Source organism: Chlorogloeopsis fritschii PCC 6912 (assembly GCF_000317285.1).
Lineage (GTDB): Bacteria > Cyanobacteriota > Cyanobacteriia > Cyanobacteriales > Nostocaceae > Chlorogloeopsis > Chlorogloeopsis fritschii.
Genome location: NZ_AJLN01000065.1, coordinates 1 through 26,285, shown reverse-complemented (window position 1 = coordinate 26,285; position 26,285 = coordinate 1). Strand labels below are relative to the sequence as shown.

Genomic DNA, 26,285 nt, shown 5'->3' with positions numbered 1-26,285 from the left:
TTCATCTAACAACTTGCCCCATCCCAATTAGCACCCTAGCCCCCCAAGAAATAAATTTCTTGGCTAATAGCTTAAGTCTACTCAAGTAGACTGTAATCACTAAGTAGAAGCAATTTTTGTAGGGTGGGCACTGTCCACCATCTTAAAATAAGGGTTTGAGGAAAGTTAGGCAGTGCCCACCTTACGGTTCTTGAGAATGGTGCTTGAAAAAAGGAAATAGGAAAACAAGAGGTACAAAGATGGTGTACAGCGATTTCAGTCTTGCTAAAGTTAAAAACGATTTTGGCTTGACATTAGATGAAAGCCGGAGTTTATTTGCTGATACAAAACCAGTATCACCATCTGACACTTTAAAAATTCTTCTTAAAGACTACATTCCGTTGGCAACTTCTATTTCTACTGAAAAAGCTAGATCGGAATTTTTAATTGCTCCAATTTTGGCAGAAGTTAGACGATTATTAAATAATCAAGTTTCTCTTTTTTCTGGTAATGAATTTAATGTTGATTCAACAAAAGGTTTACAAGGATTTTGCGATTACATTATTAGTGGTTCTCAAGAGCAATTATTTATCACTGCTCCGGTTATCATCATCTTTGAAGCTAAAAAGGAAGATATTATTGGTGGACTTGGGCAATGTGTTGCGGGAATGATTGCTGCCCAATTATTCAATCAAAAGCAAAATAATGAGGTTGAAAAAATTTATGGTTCGGTGACGACTGGAACTAACTGGAAATTCTTAATTTTAGAAGAAACTACTGTTTATATTGACACAATTGAATACTACATCAAAGAAGTTGATAAAATTTTGGGAATTTTAATGCAACCTTTTCAGCCTACTTTGACTGCTGTGTAAGTGGAAGGCATATGGCAGATGCGATCGCTCTCCAATTAACTCGCTAATTTGCGCTGCATTCTTGGAGCAATTACGCGTAGCAGCATTGCAAAAACTAGCAAAATTACTAACGGCAAATATATAAACATTGACTGAGAAATTCTCAGGCTAAACTCCATTGTAAAACCGAGCCAAAAATAGTGCATTCCCGCAGTGTGCAAAATCTTCCAAGCGCGTTGACTTAACAAAGCTGCCGGACGCTCGAAGGATGTTACAGTCATGGCTATAAGAAAAACATAACCTAAGATTCCCAAGGGATCAAATTTTGGATGAGCGCCAGAAGTAACAAACCATAATCCAGCCCAAGCGATCGCATGATAAGTATGAGAGACTGCAAACGATAATCCCAAATAGCGGCGATTTTTCAACAGCCATGTACTGATGGGGTTTAACCAAGCTCTTCGCAACGCAGAAGCGACAAAAGCACAGAGAAATAAAATACATGATGTTCTAGCAGTTGCTCGTATTGTCATCCGCATTCCTTGTTCGTCAATACCATGCACAAGCCAGATCGCAGCAACCATCGCACCAATCGCCAACGCAGACAAACCAACAATCCGCCATCCCTGTATACCTCTCATGCTTTGCAACTCCATAGAGAACATTACTCATAGGTACAAAGTTTAGCGATCGCCTTTTGCTCCAGTCTTGCCTATTCTTCTGAAAAATGTTCTAATCTTCCGCAAATTTCAACCTAGACAATCATGTAATAAATCACACAACAAGGTAAGGAAAATCTCTTTTCTCTAAGCCCCTAGCCTCTAGCCCCTAGCCTCTAGCCCCTAGCCTCTAGCCCCTAGCCCCTAGCCCCTATTTTCAAAACAGCTTTCTATATGCCTTCGGTGTAGTTTCGGTTAGTTGGCGAAACACTCTTGTGAAATGGCTTTGATTTTGAAAACCCACTTGTTGACAAATTTCTACAAGCGTCAAGTCTTGCTTGAGCAATAACTGCTTTGCTCTGTCTATTCGGCATTTCATCACGTACTGATGTGGAGACAATCCTGTAGATTGTTTGAATAAACTAGCAAAATAATGCGGACTCATGTGAACTATGCCACTCAATTCTGCTAAATTCAAATCTCGATCTAAATTTTCATTTATATAGCCAAGCACTTCCCGGAGTTTATATTTAGGCAATCCACCCGTATAGTTTATGATTTCTCGTTGCTGTGACGAGTATCGCCTTACTAAATGTGCAGAAAGTGCTGTTACCATTGACTCTAAATAAAGCCGACAGCCTGTATCTTTGGCTTCTAACTCTGCTTTTAGTGCTAACCCCAGATGTTGAATTAACGGATCGCATAACTTCCACTGCGGTACAAGTTCGATTTGATCTACATCCACAGATTCAGAAGCTACACGTGCCAACATCGCAGGTTCAACAAATAATTCGAGTAATGGAACTTCGCGATCGAGTTTGCTTCTCGGAAAAAGTTCAGTAGCTGGGAAAATTGCTATTTCACCCTGAGCATAATCTACCTCCTGCCAACGTCCATTCAGCATATAGCTAGCACGAAAATCATCTAAAGCTATAACGATAAAATGCTGCCCTAAGTAAGTTTCAGGCATTTCATCATTAGCGGGTTCTAACTCATAGATGAGGTGCAAACCATCACATCCAGCCTCTAGCAAGTGCAAATGTTGGGGAGGTTCATTCTTAGACACGGTTGGCATCGACTTTGAGTAACTGATTTTAATTTATCAGCTGCGATCGCCTAACTCAAAATTCCTGCCAAATCAAGCAAAAATCCAGGTAAAACATCCTCTCTTGATTCAGCCCAATTGCCCAATCGCTGCGTTAATCTGGCATTTCGATTTCTGCTTTCCCATCCCGTTGGCGGCATAATAATCAACTCTCCCTCTGCCGTGCGCTCAAGGTGCAAGTCTTGATTATGCTGACAAAGTTGAAAAAACTGTTCATCTTTTAACTCAATTGCAGGACGTAAATTGAGAATCGGGGAAGTCATACTTGCTTCTCAATGTCGCTAATTGTAAATTAGAATTACGTGATTTTCAGGAGTAAAAATAAACTTTTAAATTGTTTTTATTTTCCTCTTTTATAGAACTATATTTTAGCTCTAGTAGTAATTGGGAGGGCGAGCTATTTCGCCGAGATTATGATAGTAGCAATGCTTTCTTAATCTCAGTTTTCTGGCAAAACTTTCTTCCACATTTCACTAAAAATTTTCATACACCATCAAATCTTTTATGACAAATTCACCAAGAGGAATTCCATCTCCTCCATCACCCAGTTGGATACCTGCACCTCGTGCTTGGATAAGTGCAGTTGCTCTCGTATTGTTGATGCTTGCTTGGCAGCACACGATCGCTTATCTGTGGGTGATTATTAGCTTGCTAATTAATTGGTGGGTTCATCTACCACCTAAATTTTGGTATCTACTCAGTTTGTTCGCGTCACTATCTCCCATCTTCGTAGTGGCATTTCTTCACCATTGGTTGCATAAACTAATGGATAACTTCTTTCCCGAAACCAGACTTCCAGAAACAGAAACAGTACCAGGAGTTTTTCCTGGGGTGATGAGTTGGTGGCAAGGATTGTATGGTTGGTTGGTGAACGTTCTAGCAACCACGATCGCTTACAGTATCATCGCCTTATTTTCACCACAAACCGAACTTTTCAATATTCTGAGTTGGTTCACACAAAGAACAGTGCATTTGCATACAGCTACTATCATCATTCAAATTATTATTGCTGCTGGGCTTTATCAATTTGAATATGTAGTGCATCAGCGTTTAATTAGAGCAGCAAGAAGATAGAGAAAACTCTGCGTACCACTGCGCTTTCTCTGCGCACCTCTGCGTTTAAAAACACTACGATTTTACGCAAGCTTTAGTAACACAAAATTAGGAAAAAAATGATAAATTCCATTCTTTCTTTCGGCTATTCTGCCTTCGGTGCGCTGCTTTATACTTGCGGCAACTACCAAGGTGCAATTGATAACTACAATTTAGCAATTCAACTGAATTCACAAGATGATACAGCTTATCTGATTCGCGGCATGGCTCGAATTGTAACTAGTGATTACTCAGGTGCAATTGAGGATTTGAGCCAAGCTATTCAAATAGATCCTCTCAATGCTCAAGCTTATGCTGAACGGGGAGTAGCTCGTGCTGCGCTCGGTGAAAATCAAGCGGCGATAGATGATTGTAATTACGCTATTCAGTTAAATCCTGATTATTTGCGAGCTTACTACGGGCGTGGTGCAGCTCGTGCCTACACTGGTGACTATCCAGGAGCATTACAAGACTTCACTCATTTAAGCCGTTTGCAACCAGACGCTAATAGTTATTACAACCTAGCTACTCTTCAAGCTTGGCAGGGGGTGAATGCTCAAGCTATTAAGAATTTAACCAAGGTAGTAGATTTAAATCCCAACTGGTTTTTTGCTTACTACATTCGCGGCAATGCTTGTTATAACGTCGGCGATGAGCAAGGAGCAAATGAAGATTTCAAGGAAGCCATGCGAATTGAAGCCACAGGTGCAAGCGAAATGTTTGCTGAAGATGAACACGCCTTTTGGGGAAGAGGTTTGGCTCGTCACCGTTTGGGAAACCGTGAAGGTGCGATCGCTGATTTACGAAAAGCTGCGGAAATTGCTTTGAAGCATCAAAATACAACATTTCATCAAATGGTAATGGATTTGATGAGAGAAATAAATCCAGAACAGCCTAGTTAGTAACACCAATTTATTTTTTTAGAGACGCGATTTATCGCGTCTCTAGAACCAATCAAATTTTGATAAAAAATATCTTAAACGTTAAATTCAGAAGCATGAACGAGTCATCTCACCCAGAACAAAATAACTTTCCAGACTTTAGTGATTATGGCTTCCTGATATCAAAAGAATTGGGTAATAACCGTGCTGGTGGTAGAGTCACTTATCTGGCGATTGATATAAAAACACAGCAAAAAGTCGTCATTAAACAATTTCAGTTTGCTCAATTAAATTCTAATTGGTCTCGGTTCTACAATTTCCGGCTAACTCTTAAGATTGCGCCGCATCCAATCCAAAATCTAAAATCCAAAATAGGATTACACCTTACGCTACGCTAGAAAAGCACATTCTTTGAAAGCTCATACAGTAGTGGTTCGTTCAGCTAAAACAAAACGCTCGTCTAACAGTAGTCGCCAAGTTCGAGATCCAGAGGCGACGCAACAGCAGATTTTGGATGCAGCAGAAGAAGAATTTTCCAAGCACGGGTTGAGTGGGGCGCGGATAGAAGCGATCGCCACGCAGGAAGTGGAAGAATATTTTTACCATTAACTATTAGCGATCAGCTACTAACCACTATCTAATGACTAAAACCATCGTCGTCAAAATCGGAACTTCCAGTCTTACCCAACCAGAAACCGGACAACTGGCACTTTCGACAATTGCAACTTTAGCAGAAACTCTTTCGCATTTACGGCGACAAGGGCATCGGGTGATTTTGGTGTCTTCTGGTGCGGTGGGGGTAGGTTGTGCGCGTTTAGGTTTAACAGAAAAGCCGAAAGCGATCGCTCTCAAACAAGCAGTCGCCGCAGTTGGGCAAGGGCGGTTAATCCGCGTATACGACGATTTGTTTACTACCCTGCAACAACCGATCGCTCAAGTATTGCTGACGCGGAGTGACTTGGTACAGCGCAGTCGCTATCTCAATGTCTACAACACCTTTAAGGAATTACTGGAATTAGGCATAATTCCTGTGGTGAACGAGAATGATACGGTAGCGGTAGAGGAATTAAAATTTGGGGATAATGACACTCTTTCAGCTTTAGTTGCCAGTCTAGTTCATGCAGATTGGCTATTTTTACTTACTGACGTAGATCGACTTTACTCCGCCGATCCGCGTTCTGTACCCGATGCCCAGCCAATTAGTTTGGTTAGCAATATTAAAGAATTGGAAGAATTACAGGTACAAACAGGCGCTCAAGGCTCCCAGTGGGGTACTGGTGGCATGGTGACAAAAATTTCTGCTGCTCGCATCGCCACTGCTGCTGGTGTACGTACCGTAATTACCGAAGGTAGACACCCCAGTAATATAAAGCAAATTTTACAAGGAGAATCGATTGGTACTCACTTTGAAGCGCAACCAGAGCCAACTTCCGCCCGTAAACGCTGGATAGCATACGGTGTAGTTCCTTCAGGGAGATTGTATTTAGATGAGGGAGCAGTGATAGCAATTTCACGAGCAGGCAAGTCTTTGTTAGCTGCTGGCATTACCGCCGTCGAAGGGGAATTTGATAGCCAAGACGCCGTGCAATTGTGCGATAAAAGTGGGAAAGAAGTTGCTAGAGGACTTGTGAATTATAACAGTACAGAACTGCAAAAGATTTGTGGGCGTCGTTCAAGTGAAATTCCCACAATTTTAGGATATGAAGGTGCGGAAACTGTGATTCACCGGGATAATTTGGTTTTAACTTAAGTAGTCGCTTTTAATACTCAAATTTTGATGCCTCTGTGGTTACATTAATCTGGGCTGGTATAGTTTTTGTTGACGAATCTGCTACACCACAATCTCACTTCGGTGTGTGCGTAGAAGATAATCGCATTATTGCTACTGGTAAATATCATGAGTTACACGCCCGCTATCCCAATGCTCAAATAGTTGGCAGTGAAAAGTTTTTGCTTGCACCTACTTTTGTTAATAGCCACGATCACGGGCGCGCTTTGAATACACTTTCTTTGGGTGTCACCGATGATTTATTAGAAATTTGGCTCTTGAAACTATCATCTTTGCCAATCATCGATCCTTACTTAGCAGCAGCATATGACGGGTTACGCTTACTGCGCTCTGGAGTTGGGACAGTTGCACATAGTCACAATCCCCGTTCGTGGCAAAATATGGAAGCCGAAGCCATTGCTACCCTCAAAGGTTACCGTGATGCAGGTATTCGAGCCGCTTTCCACCCACCCATAGTAGATCAAAATCCATTAGTCTACGGCGATGCCAAGCAATTTCTTGCTACTTTACCAGCTGACAAAAAACCATTAGCAAAGCAATTTATGGCACCAGTACCATTAGCTCGGCAAGATTATTTTGGTTTGTGTACTGATTTAGTTAAGACTTATCATGATACTGAACAGTTTATGTGTCACATTCAAGTTAGTCCTGCTGGCGGGCAATGGTGCAGTGATGAATTAATTTTAGAGGCTGTAGATTTTGCTCGTAGATACCAGACAAGGTTACAAATGCATCTACTAGAAACGAGCTATCAACGCCAATATGCTTATCGTCAATGGGGTAAGAGCTTTGTACAGCATTTAGATGAAATTGGAGCCTTGGGAGAATGGCTTACCTGCGCTCACATGGTATGGGTAGATGAAGATGATTTATCCTTGTTGGCAGAACGAAAAGTAGGTATTGCCCACAATCCCAGCAGCAATTTGCGTTTACGTAGTGGCATGGCACCGATCGCCAAAATGGTAAATGCTGGAGTAGTACTGGGTATTGGTTTAGATGGGCATAGTTTAGATAACGATCAAGATTATTTACGGGAGATGCGACTGGCTTTAACTTTGAGCAATCAACCGGGAGCTAATGCTTTGACAGTAACTGCTCCAACTATTTGGCAGATGGGAACAACGGGGGGAGCAAAAATAACCCTGGGTAAAAACGTACCTCTTGGTAAATTAGTACCTAATCATTTGGCAGATTTAGTTTTAATTGACTGGTCAGCAGTGCAGGATGCTGCTATACCTGAGTTGTATGGGGAGATGACACCCACAGTTGAGATACTTTTACGACAAGCTACTCGTCATCATGTCAAACACGTGATGGTGAACGGAAAGTGGGTGGTGTGGGATGGTAAGAGTAAAACGTTAGCTGAAAATATGCTGATTGCAGCACTACGCGAGGAATTAGCCAAGCAGGATAAGCAAAAATTGCTACAAACAGCTAACAATGCTGAGATTGTAGCAAATTATCTCCGGCGCTTCTATGGACAATGGGATTAATACTAGATTCACATCTTGCACCAGTTTTTTAATTGCGATTTTTGTAAGGTGGGCATTGCTTAGATTTGGCTCAAAACCTTATTTTGACGTTATGGGCAATGCCCACCCTACGGTTATTGAGAAAGGTGCAAGATATCAGTAGAGCGATCGCGTTGTCATTACTTCAGCATATTTAATTAAGCTATTTGTGTTATTAATAACTAAATCTTCAACAACATCCCTCTATAATTTTTATACCTATCCAGTTAATTTAATGATGTTTTAAATTCTACGGAGTATCTGAAAGACAATACTTGGAAGTACAGGCTACTTATCCTAACACTCTTCCCGTTGTTGTCATTTCACCTTTTAAAAAGACTGGTTGTACAGGTACTCGCAATCAGAGATTAAGTTCAAGTCGATCTGAAAAAATTTGTTGGATTTTACATTTAATTACACCCATCTATATTAATGATGTGGAGTTTAATATATGTTTAATGATGGAATTCCTCAACCTGAATTATTAGAGAACAAAGCTAATAAGCAGCACAATGGCCGTCAGATTCTGAGTGCAAAAGAATTAAATATTTTAAGCGATCGCTCTAACAGTAAAGGGCTAGTTCATCTGGCTGGGCATTTAGCGATCGCGGGATGTAGTGGTTACCTGTGGGCGACTAACTTTGGCAACTGGGCGTTAGCAATACCAGCACTGATAGTCTACGGTTTTAGTTTGGCTTCTATGTTTGCACCTATGCACGAAGGTGTTCACAGAACTCCTTTTGCTAACAATCATTTGAATGATGCTGTTGCTTGGTGTGCAGGTGTTCTCTCGTTTTATAACAGCACCTTTTACCGTCATTACCACAAGTGGCACCACCTTTACACCCGTGTTCCTGACAAAGATCCGGAACTAACCGATATGAAGCCGAGCAACCTGGGTAAATACTTATTAATAATTAGCGGTTTACCTTGGTGGCTGGGAAAGATACGCGGGCATTTTCGCGCTGCACTAGGACAACTCAACGATTGTCCGTTTATACCAGACAAAGCACAAAAAGAAGTTATTCACTCGACTCGCTGGCAATTAGCCGTTTATGCAGCAGCGATCGCTATTTCAATTACAGTTAATCAACCTTGGTTTTTGCTCTATTGGCTGCTACCACTGGTTGTAGGACAACCAATTCTCCGATTTATTCTGCTGGCTGAACATACAGGTTGCACTCTTGACGCTAATCTACTTACAAATACGCGTACCACACTCACACTTTGGCCTGTACGATTTTTAATGTGGAATATGCCATTTCATGCAGAACACCATTTATACCCATCAATTCCTTTCCACGCACTGCCAAAAGCCCATCAACAGTTAAGAGAGCATTTTGTCTATGTCTGTTGGAGCTATCTAAAAGTCAATTGGGATATTGTAACTAAATCGGGACAATCAGCATTTTGAGAAAATCCCAATTAATCCTGAGCTTGAAAAGCTTTATACCCCTGTACGGCGTGATTGATGTACCAATCCTACGGCGAACTTGTGCGTGTTCGCCCTTATTACGCCCACAGAACTGTTAGCACAGGCAAGAAAAGCTCTGCGGGGTGTAGGATGCGCTCTGCGGAGCTTCTAATGCTATTCATCTTAAAAAGCACAATATGAAACCATTCATTAGCTAATTTGTCATATATTACTTATTCCATCAGGCAGATGATTGTATAACTGCTCGCTGTGTTAAATTATTCCAGACTAATTCTACTTATTTATGGTGGCCAAATTTGTACCCATCTGTTATTCCTATCTATAGCTAACTCTTCCAACCCTCTCTTGAAACTTGTGTAAATATATGCCAACCATATCTGTAATTATTCCTGCTTATAACGCCGAGAGCACAATCCTTGATACAATCGCCTCTGTTCAGAAACAAACTTTTTCTGATTTTGAGTTAATTGTTATCAATGATGGTTCAAGAGATAGAACCCTGAAGCTACTAAATGAGATCAAAGACAGCCGCCTCAAAGTATTTTCCTATAAAAATGGAGGTTTATCAGTCGCCCGAAACCGTGGCATCTATCATGCAAAAGGTGATTTTATTACCTTTCTTGATGCCGATGATTTATGGACAACTGATAAGCTAGAACTTCAGTTAGAAGCTTTGCAGAAACATCCAGAAGCAGGAGTTGCTTATAGCTGGAGTTATTTCATGGATGAGAAAAATGAGTATTGCAATACAGGCCAGCCTATCTTGTTTCAAGGAAATGTTTTTGCTAATTTACTAACATGGAATTTTATCGCTAGCGGTTCAAATCCTCTGATTCGTAGGCAAGCAATAGAGTCTGTAGGAGAGTTTGAGCCTTCAGTATCAGGAGCAGCAGATTGGGATTATTGGCTGCGTTTAGCCGCACAGTGGTCATTTGTTGTAGTTCCCAAACCACAAGTTTTTTATCGTCAATCTTCTAGTTCAATGTCATCTCAAATTGAATTTATGGAAGATTGTCAATTCAAAGTGTTGGAACGAGCTTTCCAGATAGCTCCAAAAGAATTACAAGTACTTAAGCAAGCAAGCTTTGCTTATGTTTATCGTTACTCAAGCAAGCTTTGCTTAACAAGAATTTCAGGAAAAGAAGGAGTCCAAAAAGCTAGACAAAAATTGTGTCAAGCAATTCAGCTAGCTCCTAAAATTCTACTCCAAATAGAAACTCTAAAGCTAATTATTAAATTGTTATTCAAAACAATACTTACCCCTAGTATTTCTGAATATTTACTTCAAAGTATTACTAAAATTCGTGCTACTGAGGTTCAAAAATTAAATATTTAGTCCTTCTGCCTCACCGCAATGCCCTGCTTTCTATCTTCTTGTGGCAGATTAAATATATATTCACTTAGCACTGCATCCAGGGTTATGTTGCGGAAACCGAAAAAGCGTTGGACACCGTCAAACTGGGCAAGCTGGAAGCCTTTTGGGATTGGGGAACAGTATCCCAATAACTACTGGGAAGTATTTCGCGCTATTTGGCTTTCACGCGATCGCCTACCCTATGCCTGGAATATCCTCAATCAAGGAGTGTGCGACGGTTGCGCTTTAGGTACAACCGGGATGCAAGATTGGACTTTAGATGGAATTCATTTGTGCAATGTGCGATTGCGACTGTTGCGGATGAATACGATGCCAGCTTTTAATCCCCAACTGCTAGAAGATGTTGAGCACCTGCACAAGCAAAAAAGCTCTCAGTTACGAGATTTAGGACGTCTTCCTTACCCGATGATCCGCCGCCGTGGAGAAAAAGGTTTTCGGCAAGTAAGTTGGGATGAAGCTTTAAATATCATAGCCTCTCGCATCCGTGCTACTACACCAGAACGTCTTAGTTTTTACATTACCAGTCGCGGCACTGTCAACGAAACTTACTACGCTACCCAAAAAGCTGTGCGGGCGATGGGTACTAACAATATTGATAATGCCGCCCGTATTTGCCATTCTCCCAGTACCGCTGGACTCAAAGCAGCTCTTGGTGTTGGCGCTACAACCTGTTCTTATCAAGACTGGATTGGTACTGATTTATTAGTCTTCATTGGCTCAAATGTCGCCAACAATCAACCCGTCACTGTCAAATATCTCCACTACGCCAAAAAAGCAGGTACAAAGATTGTAGTTATTAACACTTACCGCGAGCCAGGGATGGAGCGCTATTGGGTGCCTTCAATTCCTGAAAGTGCTTTATTTGGCACCAAGTTTGCCGAAGACTTTTTCCTTGTCAGTATGAGCGGTGATATTGCCTTTTTAAATGGCACAATCAAGCACATGATTGCTAACGGCTGGATAGACGAGTCATTTATTCATCGCCACACCACTGGTTTTGCAGAACTAAAAGCCAGACTAGAAACTCAATCATGGGAAGAGTTAGAGCAGCTTTCGGGAAGTAAGCGCGAGGAAATGTACGCCTTTGCCAAAATAGTTGGACAAGCTCAAAAAGCCGTGTTTGTCTGGAGTATGGGCATTACTCAACACGAATGCGGCGAAGATAATGTTCGCGCCATTATCAACTTAGCTCTCACCAAAGGTTTTGTCGGGCGAGAAGGGTGCGGTTTAATGCCAATTCGCGGACATTCTGGGGTACAGGGTGGCGCGGAGATGGGATGTTACGCAACAGTGTTTCCTGGTGGCAAGCCCATCACCCCGGAAAATGCTGCCGAGTTGAGCCAACAGTGGGGATTTGAGGTGCCTGCAAGTAAAGGTTTAATTGCTCCAGAAATGATTGATGCTGCGTACAACAGGCAGTTAGATGTATTGTTTTCAGTCGGGGGCAATTTCTTGGAAGTACTGCCAGAACCAGACTACGTGGAAACAGCCCTTGAGCGCGTACCTTTGCGAGTACATATAGATATTGTCCTTTCCAGCCAAATGTTAGTAGAGCCAAGTGATACAGTCGTGCTGTTACCCGCCACAACTCGCTACGAAATTCCCGGCGGAGTTACAGAGACGAGTACCGAACGCCGAGTAATTTATAGCCCAGAAATTCCCGGTGCCAGAATCGGGGAAGCACGCCCGGAATGGCAAGTGTTTATGGAAATAGCAAGGCGCGTTGTAGAGACACGGTATGCCGCGTCTCTATATTTTGAGAATACAGCAGCTATCCGTCAAGAAATTGCCCAAATAGTTCCTCAATACGCAGGCATTCAACACTTGCAGTCAGCAGGCGATCAATTTCAGTATGGGGGTTCCCATCTCTGCTTTGGTTGGAAATTCCCCACACCGGATGCAAAAGCCCACTTTGCCGTATTGTCTCCACCGCAAATTGAACTACCAGCAAGCTGTTTTTTAGTGGCAACACGCCGGGGTAAGCAGTTTAACAGCATGGTGCAAGAACGCAAGGATGCTATTACCGGAGCAATGCGTGAAGCAGTTTTAATGAATGCTTCTGATGCCGCCAAGCTGGGATTAAAAAATGGCGATGCAGTCATTCTCAAAAATGAGTTGGGAGAGTATCGCGGACAAGTTTATATTGCACCGATCCAGCCTGGTAACTTGCAGATTCACTGGCCTGAAGGTAATGTGTTGCTAGATAAAAGCAAGCGATCGCGTGAAGGTGTGCCAGATTACAATGCTGTGGTGCGGTTGGAAAAAGTTTCAGACGATGCCTAGAAGTACAAGCTATCACACAAAACTGATTGAAGACCTTAAAGATCCATTGGAAGCAGCAGCTTACATTGAAATTGTCTTAGAAGAAGGTGATCCGAAAATGCTAGGTAAGGCGCTGAAAAATGTGATTGAGGCACAGGGTGGAGTTGATAAACTTTCTGCATCAGTCAAACAATTTCATGACAAACTTGAACAGATGTTATTAGAGAAAGAAGAAATAGAATTTTATTGTCTGAGTGCCTTGCTGGATGCATTGGGGTTACAGTTAGCAGTAACAGTTAAGTCAACAAAGTAATCTCAGCAGCAATAATGTTCGACGTTGCTGGTAAATAGGGCATATTCACTGGCTTAGAGGGAATTTACTGCTAGATAAAAGCAAGCGATCGAAGGCGTGCCAGATTACAATGCTGTGGTGCGGTTAGAAAAAGTTTCAGAGGAAATAGACTTGTCCTGAAAATCGAAGAAATAATAGCTTAATCTTCTATGGCTCGCATTAACCTACTGGACACTCGTACAACTAGCTTCGGTGACTTGATCGGTAATGGAAAAATCTATAGGGTACCACCTTTCCAACGCGATTATTCCTGGACGGAGGAGAATTGGGAGGATCTCTGGCAAGATATTTTAATGTTGCATAATCACATTAGTGTTAGCCACTATATGGGAGCAATTGTTCTGCAAAGCTTTAGTACTACTGATAAAGAGTTTACAATCATTGACGGTCAGCAGCGATTGGCTACTCTCAGTATTATTGCTGTTGCTGTGATTGAAAAAATCCACCAACTTGTAGAGCAGAATGTTGAACCCGAAGCAAACAAAGAGCGACAAGAAATACTAAAGCGTACTTATTTAGGGGATAGAGATCCACGTTCTCTTCGTTATTCTAGTAAACTTATTCTGAATGAAAATAACAATGATTTTTATCAAAGTAATTTAGTCAATCTTAGAAAACCATTAAATATTCGTTCTCTATCGAAATCCAATCAACTACTTTGGCAAGCTTTTGAATACTTCTCCAGACAATTAGAAGAATTACCTGAAGTTATTCAAGATGGCGAAAAGCTTGCTACATTCCTTACAGATACTGTTGCTCAAAGGTTACTTTTCATCCAAATTACTGTTGAAGACGAACTCAATGCTTATACTGTCTTCGAGACATTAAATGCCAGAGGATTAGAGCTAACTTCCACCGATCTATTGAAGAATTATCTATTTTCGCTTTTTCAAGGGCCAGACGATTTACAGGAAGCACAACGTCAATGGAGACGCATCATAAATACAGTTCAAATGGAGAAGTTCCCGGAATTTCTTCGCTATTATCTTAATCTCAACCATCCAAGAGTACGACGAGAGCGCTTATTTAAAATAGTTCGAGAATATGTTAAAGATACTATACAAGCTTTTGACTTACTTAACCAACTTGAAAATTTTAGTGGCCTATTTGTGGCGCTTGGTAATCCAAATGATGAATTCTGGCGTGATACCCCACAGAATCAACCATACATTAGAGAGTTGAATCTATTTAGAGTCAAGCAGGTTTATCCAACTCTATTTGCTGCTTATCAAAAGTTTTCTACTGAAGATTTTACTCGCTTGCTCAAACTTTTAATCACGATTTCTTTCCGCTATATTATTGTTAGCAGCTTAAATCCTAATGAACTAGAATCATTTTATAATGAAGTTGCAACCGAGATTGTAAATAGAAACATAACTAATCCAAGACAGGTTTTTAATAAGCTTAGACCAGTCTATGTCAAAGACGACAAATTTCAACAGGACTTTTCACTATTCTCAATCGCTACAAAAGGTCAAAAGCGTAAACTGGTTAGGTACATCCTTTGTAAATTAGAAGCAGATGCATCTGGTGGCATACAAATTGATGAAGATAGTTTTTCAATAGAGCATATCTTGCCTGAAGCACCAACAAATGACTGGCGGCAAATCTTTACTGATGCTCAAATAGAGGAAATGGTTTATCGCCTCGGCAATTTAACACTTTTAGAACCCTCTTTCAATCGCGACATTGGGTAAAAGAACTATCAGACTAAAAAAGAAATATATCAGCAGAGTTTTTATGCTCTAACAAGAAGAATTACAGCTGAAGAGTGGACGCCCGATGCGATCGCCACACGTCAGAGATATCTGGCACAACGTGCAGTTCACATTTGGAAATCAGATTTCCTTTAACCATGAACAAACCTGTAGGCAGTAAAACTCAAACTAGAGCTTGGATATTTGAAAATGGCAAAATGCGATCGCGCCGAGACTATCTCACTACAGAGGAACCCCTAGAAATTCGCCTTGTATCTCCACGTCGTACCTTAGCTGTGACGATGCGAACTCCAGGAGCAGATTTTGAACTTGCTGCTGGTTTCCTTTATACAGAAGGTGTAATTAGCTCTCGGCAAGATATTCAACGCTTAAGCTACTGCGTAGATCCGGAAATAGATGGTGAGCAACTATATAACATTGTCAATGTAGAACTCCAAGCAGATTTAGAACTAGACTTACAGCCTTTAGAACGTCATTTTTACACTACTAGTGCCTGTGGGATTTGTGGTAAGGCAAGCTTAGAGGCATTACGTATGCGGGGTTGTGCGCTCATTCCCCCAGAACCAAAGGTGACGCCAGAAATTATCTACAGCCTACCCGATAAGCTGCGGGCGGCTCAAGGTGTATTTAATGCTACAGGAGGTTTGCACGCTGCGGCTCTGTTTGACTCCCAAGGAGAATTGTTGATGCTGCGGGAGGATGTCGGACGTCACAACGCCCTTGATAAACTAATAGGTACGGCTCTATTGTCCGAGGAATTGCCGTTAGGCGATCGCATTGTCATGGTTAGCGGACGCTCTAGTTTTGAAATTGTCCAAAAGTGTGCCGTTGCTGGAGTGCCAATTGTGTGCGCTGTTTCTGCTCCCAGTAGTTTAGCGGTGTCTGTAGCTGAAGAATTCGGAATTACCTTAATAGGATTTTTGCGGGGAGAAAGATTTAACGTGTACTCTGGATTAGAGAGAATCACTAATACCATTTCAATATGAAGATGCATATTATTAGCCTGCGGAGGCAGGCTTTGTTTGTTTAGCCCCAGGCTTCTAGCCTGAGGGCGTTAATTTAGCTATTAGCCAAGAAATTTATTTCTTGGCGGGATGAAAAGCTGGTACAAAATATGAAATAAGCATTTTCCCTTCTGCCATCTGCCATCTGCCTTGTATTGAGTAAACAAGTTTTTGATATGAAAGACTTTCAAATCAGGGGAATAAACCATATTGCGTTGGTATGTAAAGATATGGCACGCACTGTAGACTTTTACACCAACATTCTTGGGCTGAATTTAATCAAAACCATCGCCTTACCAGATGGTGGACAGCACTTCTTTTTTGATATTGGTAACGGTGATGCTTTAGCTTTTTTCTGGTTTCCACAAGCACCAGAAGCAGCACCAGGTATTGCATCGCCTGCTCGTGATATTTTTCAGACTGGTAATGCAGCTACAGCCCATGCCTCTATGAACCATTTAGCATTCAATATTCCATCGGAAAAACTTCAAGAATATCAAGAAAAACTTGTGGCTAAAGGCGTGCAAGTCACACCTGTTTTACACCATGCCGATGTTCCCTCTGGCTTTGTTCCCGAACCAGACGAAAGCACATTCATTTCCTCTATTTATTTCTTCGATCCTGATGGTATTTTGCTAGAGTTTGCCGCAAATTTGCGGGAGTTGGGCGATCCAGAGCGGGATCTACAACACAAACCAATCTCAACAGCCTTTAAGTAGGTAACAGGTTACAGGTTACAGGGAACAGAAGAGACAGGGGAGCAAGGGAGATAGTTTTTCCCCCTGCACCTTGCTTGCCCCTTCCCCTTTGCTTCTTTTCTTTCCCCTATCCCCTATCCCCTATATATGCTTTTCCAATGTACCGACGCGATCGTCACCCTGGCATCGGTTAATATTGAAAATTTAGTTGTGTTCTATACAAAATTGCTGGGTTTTGAGCCAGCAACCCTGATTCCAAATGTCTATGCTGAATTTCAACTTCCTGGTTTAAAACTAGGAATTTTTAAACCGAAACAAACCAACTCTTCTGAATTTGAGAACTCAGTTAGAAGTAAGATGAGTTTATGTTTAGAGGTGAGTGACTTGGAAAATGCGATCGCTCACCTAAGTTTATTAGGATATCCCCCACCAGGAGAAATTATCGTCGCTTCCCATGGCAAGGAAATTTATGCTTACGATCCCGATGGTAATCGTTTGATTCTACATCAATCTAAGAATTGAAATGGGTATAAATCAAAACTATAAACTAAATATCATACAGTGGTATCCTGGCCATATTGCTAAAGCTGAAAAGAACCTCAAAGAACAGCTCAAATCAGTAGATGTGGTATTAGAAGTCAGAGATGCCCGCATTCCCCTATCTACACGTCATCCCCAAGTACCTGAGTGGGTGGGGAGTAAAGCACGGGTGTTGGTGTTAAATCGCCTAGATATGGTTTCTCCGCAAGTACGGCAGCTGTGGACTAATTGGTTTAAAAACCAAGGTGAAGAGCCTTATTTTACTAATGCTCAACAAGGGCAAGGAGTAGCAGCTGTGTCAAAAGCGGCACAAGCTGCTGGAGTGGCAGTTAATCAACGGCGGAAAAGTCGCGGAATGTTACCCCGCCCTATTCGCGCTGTGGTAATTGGTTTTCCCAATGTCGGCAAGTCAGCTTTAATTAACCGTTTGGTAGGGCGGCGAGTGGTGGAAAGTGCCGCTCGCCCTGGGGTGACTCGTCAATTGCGTTGGGTGCGAATTTCCCAGGATTTGGAATTGCTTGATGCTCCTGGTGTGATTCCTGCCAAATTGGAAGAGCAAGAAGCAGCATTGAAATTAGCTATATGTGACGATATTGGCGAAGCAGCTTACGACAAACAACTGGTAGCAGCAGCATTTGTAGATATACTGAATCATTTGTACGCTACAGCAGGTGATGTTTTACCAGATTGCCCGTTGCGATCGCGCTACGAACTTGACTCTACATCCTATACAGGTGAGTCATACTTACACGCTTTAGCAGAACTTCGCAACCAAGGTGATTTAGAACGAACAGCAAGCCAACTATTGACAGATTTTCGTAAAGGATTGTTAGGCACAATACCTTTGGAGTTACCACCACAGTAAACTAATAGATTTTGCTAAAGCCTGAATTGATCACACAATCTCAGGCTAACTTTTTCACTAATACTGCGGCTCTTATTCTCAAAATCAACACAGTAACCGCCATAAATAATATACCTAATAGGATATTTCTCAAGCTAACGTCCTTACCGTTATCACTTACCAAACTAGCTTCCAGCATTAGAGAAGGTAATAAGATACCAAACACAATCAACCAGCGATGAATAATTTGCCTTTTCTTGACTAAAAGAGTGAGGAGCGTCAAATAAATTCCTAAAGGTATAAAAGTTAGGAAGTAATAAAATAATTTGTATTGTATGGGCATAAATTGTAGAAAATTAAGTGAATAAGAATTTTCTAAGTTATCTATATATACTTGGAGATTAGCTTGTGAATAAGTGATGAGGATATGATGTAGCTTATTGTCTACAAAAACATCAGGAATATTCATTTGTATATCACTTCCATTTGTGCCACTAGCTGGTGTTCTCACTCTTATATTTAAAGTTGTTCCTTCCTGTCCTAAGGTAAAGTTTCGGCGCACAGGATCATCGGAAATTGAGATAATACGAGCAGGCCCAGTTTGATTTAGATCAGTGGTGGCTATAGTAGTACTTATCGTAAATTCAGAAGTTTTAGATATTCTTTTATTCAATTGGTAAACAGGAGTTGCTGATTTCAACCAATTATTAGAACTTATAAAAACTCCCTTCCCTTCCTTAGTTTCTGAAGGTTGACCGCGCCACACCAACTTTGGTGTATTTCCACTTTGGTCTTTATAGTCAGATGTATTATCTAATTGGTAATCAGCTACAAGAGAATCTTTAATATCATTAAAATAATTTCTATTAGTTAATGCCCGATTAACCTCAGCAGTGTCAATAGCTCTATCAGCAATAATAACTTCAGATACATAACCTTTCCAAGCTCTATTTCCTGTTAGCTCATTACCAATTAATAATGGATAGGTTGGATTCCAATTACTTAAATATGTTGTGCTTTGCCAAAAAGAGATAGTGAGAAGATTTAATAATATATAACCAATCAAAAATACTGGTACTTTTTTGAAAACTTGATTACTTGCGCTGTTCTCTATTCTTACTAATCTGTTTGCAAATCTTCTAGAAATAAACCAATTAAAAAATAACCAACCAGCAAAACCACCGATAGTATTATTAATAACGTCATCAGGAGTAGATGTTCTGATTGGTAAAAAAGCTTGCAGAATCTCAACTGCCGTTGATAATAGCGCACTCAAAAATATAACTATTAAGATTTCAACTAGTAACTTCGTTCTTTTTTTCTGCAATAAGCTGGTGCAGAAAAATCCTAAAGGCATAAATAATAAAACATTTTCTACTTTGTCTTTTAAAGAACTATGGTTATGAAAGCTATAAGTTAAGTATTTGATAGAAAAATTTTCTGGAAATGTAAAATCAAATGGATAAAGTGTAGCTACCAATATCACTAGTATACTGATAGCAAAAAGTGTCCAATCCCTTAAAAATACTGAAGAATTTTTTATTTGAGAATTCTGGTTTCTTTTCATCATATCTGCTTGCTTTATATATTCATATTTCTATTATTTGTCTCAACTCAAGCTATTGTATTAAACATTACTAGTGACTAAATAAGTAAAAACACACATTTTTTAAGTATTTTTCATTAAGTAATGATTGGGGTTTAGAAAATGTAAATAATTTGTAAATTTATTGTAAAGAAAGTAAATAAAGATTTTTATTACAGTGTTAATAAAGTAGTTTAATATACTGAATTGTTAATTATTGCATGGGTATGTAGTATTAATCTTTGCTATCGTGATGTAATCCTCTTAATTCAGCCATCAGATTTATAGGCGTCGCTTTGCTACCAAACTCTTCCTCTGAAGCTTCTATTAAACTTGAGACGGTAAAGCCCTGTTCATGTAACCAAATCCGCACCTAATCTAAAAGTTCTGTTTTTGAAAAATCTTCGGTTTTGACGACCACATATGAAACATCAACGTAGTAGTCGTTATTGCTAAGTTTCTCAAGCATATCAGACTGAAACTCTGCTCGCTCAGAGCCATGCTCAGGATTATCAGCATTTCCTCAAGCATCAACTGTCAACCACAACGCTTCGCCAACTTAGCCTATATGATTTGCAGGTAAGAGATATACATCTTCCCAAGCCTGCCGCTCTTTCTCCCAACAATGGGGAATGTAGTATTTCCAATACATTCAGACAACACGATGCAGATGGAGTAATGAAACCTTCTGTGATAATAGCTGTTTGACGATTCGAGACTAAAGCCGTACATAGCTTTTTAGAAAAGATATCCGAAATTAGACACTCGCACCGAGATCGAAAGATTTTTGAAAAATTTTATACCTGCTATTGCGTAAGCTGTTAAAATAGCGTTCGTTGTGATTTAGATAGTTAATATGCTGTTAAAAAAATGTTATTTGCTGCAAAAGAGGACAGTCATCCGAAATTTGCGCTGCTTGTTGGCGGTAAATTGAGCGATCGCGTCAGTAAAATCAAGGCTGATATTTTTAATTTAGAGTTGTCGGAATGCCCTACCGAATGCCATAAAGAATAAGTGTCAAATCTTGGCATATCCTTATGTGTCAGAGACGTTTGCTTCTCCAGCTTTCACGACGGATCGATCGCAGCCATGACTGAACTCAAACTACGCATACAAGAGGGAAAGACTGAAAGAACGGTAACAGTTAGCCAAGATGTATTTACCATAGGTCGGTTACCAGAATGTGATTTATACTTACCCTTTGGAGGAGTTTCTCGTTGGCACGCTCGTTTGGTAAAAACTGCTGCTGGGGAATGGACTATTGAGGATATGGGTAGTAAAAACGGCACGCAATTAAACGATCGCGTCGTCACTTCTCCGCAAAAGGTTCGTAACGGAGATATGATTTGGTTGGGAGATGTGAACGTTTTGGTGTTGTTGGGAGAACTTGTGGAAACAGTGATGCCCAAGCAGGTTGATACTGGCGAACACAGAACTATTTTTCACAACGTTAAACAACTGCAAGAGCAATGGATACAAGCTGACAGCCATAATGGCGATATCAGCAACAAAGACAAAAGTATTGCCCGCCTCAAAGATTTAGTAGATATAGCCAAGAATCTGTGTGCAGCTGCATCCATAGAAGAAATTTTCTCCCAAGTGCAAGAAGTAGTCTTTCGTTACTTAACCAGTATCGATCGCCTAGCATTATTAATTGATGTCAGTGGTGGTGACAAACTGGAATTGCTAAATTCCGCCACTAGAAATACTACTCAGCATGAATCTTTACCAAATGACGGCAGTTGGATTAGCCGCAGTATCTGTCAAAAGGTATTTGAGGAAAAAGTTGCCATTCAAATTGCTGATGCCCTGTACGATGAACGCTTTGCTGGAGAACAAAGTATTTTGGTAAAAGGCATCCGCAGTGCCATGGCAGTGCCTTTGTGGGATGAAAATAAAGTAGTTGGCGTACTTTATGCCGATGCCCATCTTTCTTCTTATCATTGGGCAAAAGAAGGCGAAGAAGAACTCAGCTTTTTTTCAGCGTTGGCAAATATTGTGGCTTCTAGCGTTCAACGTTGGCTGCTAGCAGAAAAGCTCAAAAGCGAAGAAGTAATTCGCCATAGATTAGAACGCTACCATTCTCCAGCCGTAGTGCAGCAGTTAATAGCTGTCGGAGCATTGCCTGATGGGCGCTTACCTCCACGCGAAAGTGAAATTAGTATTTTATTTGCGGATATTGTTGGTTTTACGGCTATTTCTGAACGCTTCAGTGCCACTCAAATTGCCGAACTACTGAATAATTTATTTGAGGAGATGCTGCAAGAGGTATTCGCCTACGGTGGCACTCTAGATAAATATATTGGCGACTGCATCATGACATTCTTTGGCGCTCCCGAACCACAACCAGATCACGCCGATCGCGCTGTTGCAGTCGCCATGCGTATGCTTACTCGTCTTGAATATCTCAACGCCAGTAATTTTTGGCAGGAACCACTACAATTGAGAATTGCGATTAACAGCGGCAAGGCAGTGGTTGGAGATGTCGGTTGTTCGCAAAGGGTAGATTATACTGCCTTGGGTGCAACAATCAATTTGGCAGCTCGCATGGAAGCAGTTTGTCCTCCCGGAGAGTGCGTTGTTAGTGAAGCTACTTATCAAATGCTTTCCCAACCTTCATACTTCCAAGAGATGGGAGATTACCGTTTTAAAGGTATAAATAGATTAGTTAAGGTTTATCAGACTAAGTTACATTAATAGTCAACAGTCATTTGTCCTTTGTCCTTATACTAATGACCAATGACAAATGACTAATAACTAATCAATATATTTACTTACTTATTTGTATCTTTGATTGCATTTATTTTGCGAAAGATTAACAACCAAAAAACAAGCCTGTTCTGAAAGTCTAGAATTGGGTGGTAGCTTACCTCAAGAATGTGTTATTACCATTAAGCTACCGCAAGCTATCTTTCTAACGGGAGGTTAGGCAATGGGTATCGCCACCATTAATCCCGCTACAGGGGAGTTGCTCAAAACTTTTGAGCCACACAACGATCAACAAATAGCAGCTAAACTCGATTTGGCACAACAGGCTTTTGAGCATTACCGCACAACCAGTTTTCAACACAGATCGGGCTGGATGCAAAAAGCTGCTGAAACTTTGGAGCAACAAAAGGCAGACTTTGCCAAGATCATGACACTGGAAATGGGCAAGACTTACAAAAGCGCGATCGCTGAAGTCGAAAAGTGTGCCTGGGTTTGTCGTTACTACGCCGAACACGCCGCCCAATTTCTTGGTGATGTCTACGTAGAAACCGATGCTAGCAAAAGCTTTATTAAGTACCAGCCACTAGGTGCTATCCTCGCGATTATGCCTTGGAATTTTCCCTTCTGGCAAGTATTCCGCTTTGCTGCACCCGCATTAATGGCAGGAAATGTTGGTTTGCTCAAACACGCCTCCAATGTGCCGCAATGTGCCTTGGCAATAGAGGAAATTATCCAAGGTGCTGGTTTCCCCAAAGGCGTATTTCAAACTTTATTAATAGGTGCTGATAAAATTGCCGATTTAATTACTGATGAGCGCATTAAAGCCGCGACTTTAACCGGAAGTGAACCAGCAGGCGCAAGTTTGGCAGCAGCAGCAGGAAAACAAATCAAGAAAACAGTTCTAGAATTGGGGGGCAGCGATCCATTTATCGTGTTAGAAAGCGCTGACTTAGAAGCAGCAGTTGCCACAGCCACTACAGCGCGAATGCTCAATAACGGGCAATCTTGTATTGCAGCGAAACGCTTCATCGTCCACGAAGCGATCGCAGATCAATTTGAAAAACTACTGCTAGAAAAATACCAAGCGCTGAAAATTGGCGATCCTATGCAACCAGACACCGATATCGGCCCGCTGGCAACACCTAGTATTCTCCACGATTTAGATCAACAAGTACAAACTTGTATTCAATCCGGAGCAAAAATTCTCATCGGTGGAGAAGCTTTAGCAGATCGCCCTGGTAATTTCTATCCACCAACAATAGTCACAGAGCTTTCTCCCGACAGCGCGATCGCCAAAGAAGAATTTTTTGGCCCGGTGGCGTTGTTATTCCGTATACCCAATCTTGATGAAGCTATTAAACTAGCAAATGCTACGCCCTTTGGCTTAGGTGCAAGCGCTTGGACTACCAACTCCCAAGAACAACAACGTTTAATAGATGAAATCGAAGCAGGCGCCGTATTTATCAACGGTATGGTTAAATCCGATCCACGCATTTCCTTTGGCGGCATTAAGCGATCGGGATATGGCAGAGAATTGGGCATCCACGGTATCCATGAATTCGTCAATATTAAAACGGTGTGGGTTAAGTGATTGGGGATCGGGGATTGGATTGGTGATTGGGGATTGGTGATTGGGGATTGGGTATTAAGATTTCTCTATTCCCAGTCCCTAGCCCCTAGTCCCTAGTCCCTAGTTGTCTACTGAGGAATTTATTAAATGAATACAGCAGAATTATTAGTACAATGTTTAGAAAATGAAGGGGTAGAATATGTTTTCGGACTCCCTGGCGAAGAGAACCTGCACGTTTTAGAAGCACTAAAACACTCTTCCATTCAATTTATTACCACCCGCCACGAACAAGGTGCAGCCTTCATGGCAGATGTCTATGGACGCCTCACCGGAAAAGCAGGAGTCTGTCTTTCAACTTTAGGGCCAGGAGCTACAAACTTGATGACAGGGGTAGCAGATGCTAACCTCGATCGCGCACCATTAGTAGCAGTTACCGGGCAAGTAGGCACAGATCGAATGCATATCGAATCCCATCAATATCTGGATTTGGTGGCAATGTTTGCTCCGGTAACAAAATGGAATAAACAAATTGTACGACCGAGTATTACACCCGAAGTTGTACGCAAAGCATTTAAGCTGGCACAAAGCGAAAAACCAGGTGCAGTTCATATTGACTTACCAGAAAATATTGCTGCTATGCCCGTAGAAGGCAAACCTTTGCACAAGCATAATGTCGAAAAGACTTATGCCTCTTTTGCCAGTATTAGATCGGCTGCTGCGATCATTTCCCAAGCTGTTAACCCGATTATTTTAGTAGGAAATGGTGCGATTCGCGCTCAAGCCAGTGATGCTGTTACTCAATTTGCCACTCAACTAAATATGCCGGTTGCCAATACTTTCATGGGCAAAGGCGTGATTCCCTATACTCATCCTTTGGCTTTGTGGGCAGTAGGATTGCAGCAGCGCGATTTTATTACCTGTGGTTTTGATAATACAGATTTAGTAATTGCGATTGGCTACGATCTAATTGAATTTTCTCCAAAAAGATGGAATCCCGATGGGAAAATTCCCATTGTTCACATTGCTGCTACCCCGGCAGAAATTGATAGTAGTTACATTCCTAATGTGGAAGTAGTAGGAGATATTTCTGATTCTCTCTACGAAATTTTAAAGGTAGCAGATCGCCAAGGCAAACCCAATCCTTACGCCATTAGTTTACGGTCAAATATTCGGGGTGATTACGAACAATATGCAAATGATGATGGTTTTCCCATTAAGCCGCAAAAAATAATCTACGACTTACGGCAAATAATGGGGCCAGAAGATATCGTGATTTCTGATGTCGGCGCTCACAAAATGTGGATAGCCCGTCATTATCATTGTTATAGCCCCAATACTTGTATTATTTCTAATGGCTTTGCGGCAATGGGTATTGCCATTCCCGGTGCGATCGCAGCCAAACTGGTTTATCCCGATCGCAAAGTTATAGCTGCAACTGGCGATGGTGGCTTTATGATGAATTGCCAAGAATTAGAAACTGCTTTGCGTGTTGGTACTGCCTTTGTCACCTTAATTTTTAATGATGGTGGATATGGCTTAATCGAGTGGAAACAAGAAAATCAATTTGGTAAAGGCAACTCATCTTTTGTGCATTTTGGCAATCCGGATTTTGTCAAGTTTGCTGAAAGTATGGGTTTAAAAGGCTACCGTGTAGAAGCTGCTACCGATTTAGTTCCCATCCTCAAAGAAGCCCTCGCTCAAGATGTTCCAGCAGTAATCGATTGCCCTGTAGACTATCGAGAAAACATTCGTTTTACACAAAAAGCTGGTGAGTTGAATTGTGCATTGTAGGCAACAGATACTTCTTAGTCATTAGTCAATAGTCATTTGTCCTTTGTACCAACGACTCTAAATCCCCCAGCTTTTTGTAAATGCAGGAGTGGAGCGAAGTTTAAAAAGCCAGAGGATGAGCTTAACCAGTTCGTTGCCATTTAGGTAATTTAAATTACAAGTTACAATGCTGTTTTCCCTGCTGTTGAATCTTATCTTCAGCAGGTTTTTATTTCTGACGGCTTGCTGAACTAACTTAAGCTTTGTTTGAGATCGCGGATCGCGGCGCTGGTGTTACGCTCATAGGCAATTTGCACGCATCTGGCGATAATGAGTCAGAGTTAATTCTCGTTAACAGTTTGAAGCTGGTAACTAGAGTTGTGGGGCTGCTGTCTAATGGCTCTTGGTAGAAGTACAAGATGTAAAATTTTTAATAATCAGTATCATTTTTTACAATTCCTGTTTTTCAATTAGTAAAACTTATAACTCTTATTAGCTTTACAAAAGTTAAATTACTTGATTAATTTTTGTAAAGCAATGTAAAGTGATACTC

The 26,285-nt window shown here is 41.1% G+C and carries 24 protein-coding genes and 1 pseudogene; 21 read left to right on the top strand and 4 right to left on the bottom strand.

Annotated elements, in window-relative coordinates; translation table 11 throughout:
• Window positions 1-239 precede the first annotated feature (239 nt).
• The gene (locus tag UYC_RS0111185; protein ID WP_016878897.1) at window positions 240-854 is read left to right on the top strand and encodes a hypothetical protein; all 615 of its coding nucleotides are present in this window, start codon (window positions 240-242) and stop codon (window positions 852-854) included.
• 35 nt (window positions 855-889) lie between these two features.
• Here UYC_RS0111185 and UYC_RS0111180 read toward each other — a convergent pair whose 3' ends face one another.
• From UYC_RS0111180 to UYC_RS0111170, 3 genes are all read right to left on the bottom strand, one after another.
• Complete coding sequence (locus UYC_RS0111180; RefSeq protein WP_200862371.1) at window positions 890-1,474, bottom strand: ferric reductase-like transmembrane domain-containing protein; 585 nt, start codon at window positions 1,472-1,474, stop codon at window positions 890-892.
• Between the two features lie 235 nt (window positions 1,475-1,709).
• Window positions 1,710-2,567, bottom strand: a complete 858-nt coding sequence (locus UYC_RS0111175; RefSeq protein WP_016878899.1) for a helix-turn-helix transcriptional regulator — start codon at window positions 2,565-2,567, stop codon at window positions 1,710-1,712.
• A gap of 41 nt (window positions 2,568-2,608) precedes the next feature.
• Window positions 2,609-2,860: a Uma2 family endonuclease gene (locus tag UYC_RS0111170; protein WP_016878900.1), complete on the bottom strand. Its 252-nt coding sequence runs from the start codon at window positions 2,858-2,860 to the stop codon at window positions 2,609-2,611.
• Window positions 2,861-3,101: 241 nt separating this feature from the next.
• Here UYC_RS0111170 and UYC_RS0111165 point away from each other — a divergent pair, with 241 nt between their 5' ends.
• The 15 genes and pseudogenes from UYC_RS0111165 (at window position 3,102) to ylqF (ending at window position 18,119) form a co-directional block, all read left to right on the top strand.
• On the top strand, window positions 3,102-3,671 hold the full coding sequence (locus UYC_RS0111165; RefSeq protein ID WP_016878901.1) for a hypothetical protein: 570 nt from the start codon (window positions 3,102-3,104) through the stop codon (window positions 3,669-3,671).
• A 98-nt stretch (window positions 3,672-3,769) separates the two neighbouring features.
• Window positions 3,770-4,591, top strand: coding sequence for a tetratricopeptide repeat protein (locus UYC_RS0111160; protein ID WP_016878902.1), 822 nt, complete (start codon window positions 3,770-3,772; stop codon window positions 4,589-4,591).
• A 95-nt stretch (window positions 4,592-4,686) separates the two neighbouring features.
• Window positions 4,687-4,968, top strand: a complete 282-nt coding sequence (locus UYC_RS0111155; protein ID WP_016878903.1) for a hypothetical protein — start codon at window positions 4,687-4,689, stop codon at window positions 4,966-4,968.
• Between the two features lie 13 nt (window positions 4,969-4,981).
• Complete coding sequence (locus tag UYC_RS0111150; protein WP_016878904.1) at window positions 4,982-5,179, top strand: hypothetical protein; 198 nt, start codon at window positions 4,982-4,984, stop codon at window positions 5,177-5,179.
• Window positions 5,180-5,210: 31 nt separating this feature from the next.
• A complete protein-coding gene (gene proB, locus UYC_RS0111145; RefSeq protein ID WP_016878905.1) occupies window positions 5,211-6,320 on the top strand; it encodes a glutamate 5-kinase in 1,110 nt (369 codons plus the stop codon).
• A 35-nt stretch (window positions 6,321-6,355) separates the two neighbouring features.
• On the top strand, window positions 6,356-7,852 hold the full coding sequence (locus UYC_RS0111140) for an amidohydrolase family protein (protein ID WP_016878906.1): 1,497 nt from the start codon (window positions 6,356-6,358) through the stop codon (window positions 7,850-7,852).
• Between the two features lie 469 nt (window positions 7,853-8,321).
• Complete coding sequence (locus UYC_RS0111135; RefSeq protein ID WP_016878907.1) at window positions 8,322-9,284, top strand: fatty acid desaturase; 963 nt, start codon at window positions 8,322-8,324, stop codon at window positions 9,282-9,284.
• Window positions 9,285-9,669: 385 nt separating this feature from the next.
• A complete protein-coding gene (locus tag UYC_RS0111130) occupies window positions 9,670-10,641 on the top strand; it encodes a glycosyltransferase family 2 protein (protein ID WP_016878908.1) in 972 nt (323 codons plus the stop codon).
• Window positions 10,642-10,725: 84 nt separating this feature from the next.
• Window positions 10,726-12,963 carry an FdhF/YdeP family oxidoreductase gene (locus UYC_RS0111125; RefSeq protein ID WP_016878909.1) on the top strand — a complete coding sequence of 746 codons (2,238 nt, stop codon included), beginning with the start codon at window positions 10,726-10,728 and terminating at the stop codon, window positions 12,961-12,963.
• On the top strand, window positions 12,956-13,255 hold the full coding sequence (locus UYC_RS0111120) for a helix-turn-helix domain-containing transcriptional regulator (RefSeq protein ID WP_016878910.1): 300 nt from the start codon (window positions 12,956-12,958) through the stop codon (window positions 13,253-13,255). Before UYC_RS0111125 ends, UYC_RS0111120 begins: the two co-directional genes overlap by 8 nt.
• 188 nt (window positions 13,256-13,443) lie before the next feature.
• Window positions 13,444-15,051 (top strand): annotated as a pseudogene (locus UYC_RS0111115) (DUF262 domain-containing protein); the annotation flags it as partial.
• A 98-nt stretch (window positions 15,052-15,149) separates the two neighbouring features.
• Window positions 15,150-15,998 (top strand): formate dehydrogenase accessory sulfurtransferase FdhD, encoded by an 849-nt coding sequence (fdhD, locus tag UYC_RS0111110; RefSeq protein ID WP_016878912.1) that lies wholly within the window; start codon window positions 15,150-15,152, stop codon window positions 15,996-15,998.
• A 194-nt stretch (window positions 15,999-16,192) separates the two neighbouring features.
• A complete protein-coding gene (locus tag UYC_RS0111105; protein ID WP_026087751.1) occupies window positions 16,193-16,735 on the top strand; it encodes a VOC family protein in 543 nt (180 codons plus the stop codon).
• Between the two features lie 126 nt (window positions 16,736-16,861).
• Complete coding sequence (locus UYC_RS0111100; protein WP_026087752.1) at window positions 16,862-17,236, top strand: VOC family protein; 375 nt, start codon at window positions 16,862-16,864, stop codon at window positions 17,234-17,236.
• 1 nt (window position 17,237) lies between these two features.
• Complete coding sequence (ylqF, locus tag UYC_RS0111095; protein WP_016878915.1) at window positions 17,238-18,119, top strand: ribosome biogenesis GTPase YlqF; 882 nt, start codon at window positions 17,238-17,240, stop codon at window positions 18,117-18,119.
• 40 nt (window positions 18,120-18,159) lie between these two features.
• Here ylqF and UYC_RS0111090 read toward each other — a convergent pair whose 3' ends face one another.
• Window positions 18,160-19,665 carry a VanZ family protein gene (locus tag UYC_RS0111090; protein WP_016878916.1) on the bottom strand — a complete coding sequence of 502 codons (1,506 nt, stop codon included), beginning with the start codon at window positions 19,663-19,665 and terminating at the stop codon, window positions 18,160-18,162.
• Between the two features lie 888 nt (window positions 19,666-20,553).
• Between UYC_RS0111090 and UYC_RS38900 the strand changes: the two genes are divergently transcribed.
• From UYC_RS38900 to UYC_RS39445, 5 genes are all read left to right on the top strand, one after another.
• On the top strand, window positions 20,554-20,697 hold the full coding sequence (locus UYC_RS38900; RefSeq protein WP_016878917.1) for a hypothetical protein: 144 nt from the start codon (window positions 20,554-20,556) through the stop codon (window positions 20,695-20,697).
• Window positions 20,698-20,772: 75 nt separating this feature from the next.
• A complete protein-coding gene (locus UYC_RS0111085; RefSeq protein WP_016878918.1) occupies window positions 20,773-22,380 on the top strand; it encodes an adenylate/guanylate cyclase domain-containing protein in 1,608 nt (535 codons plus the stop codon).
• A 235-nt stretch (window positions 22,381-22,615) separates the two neighbouring features.
• The gene (locus UYC_RS0111080; RefSeq protein WP_016878919.1) at window positions 22,616-23,983 is read left to right on the top strand and encodes an NAD-dependent succinate-semialdehyde dehydrogenase; all 1,368 of its coding nucleotides are present in this window, start codon (window positions 22,616-22,618) and stop codon (window positions 23,981-23,983) included.
• Window positions 23,984-24,109: 126 nt separating this feature from the next.
• Complete coding sequence (locus UYC_RS0111075) at window positions 24,110-25,753, top strand: acetolactate synthase large subunit (RefSeq protein ID WP_016878920.1); 1,644 nt, start codon at window positions 24,110-24,112, stop codon at window positions 25,751-25,753.
• Window positions 25,754-25,995: 242 nt separating this feature from the next.
• The gene (locus UYC_RS39445; RefSeq protein ID WP_157171235.1) at window positions 25,996-26,142 is read left to right on the top strand and encodes a hypothetical protein; all 147 of its coding nucleotides are present in this window, start codon (window positions 25,996-25,998) and stop codon (window positions 26,140-26,142) included.
• Window positions 26,143-26,285: the final 143 nt, after the last annotated feature.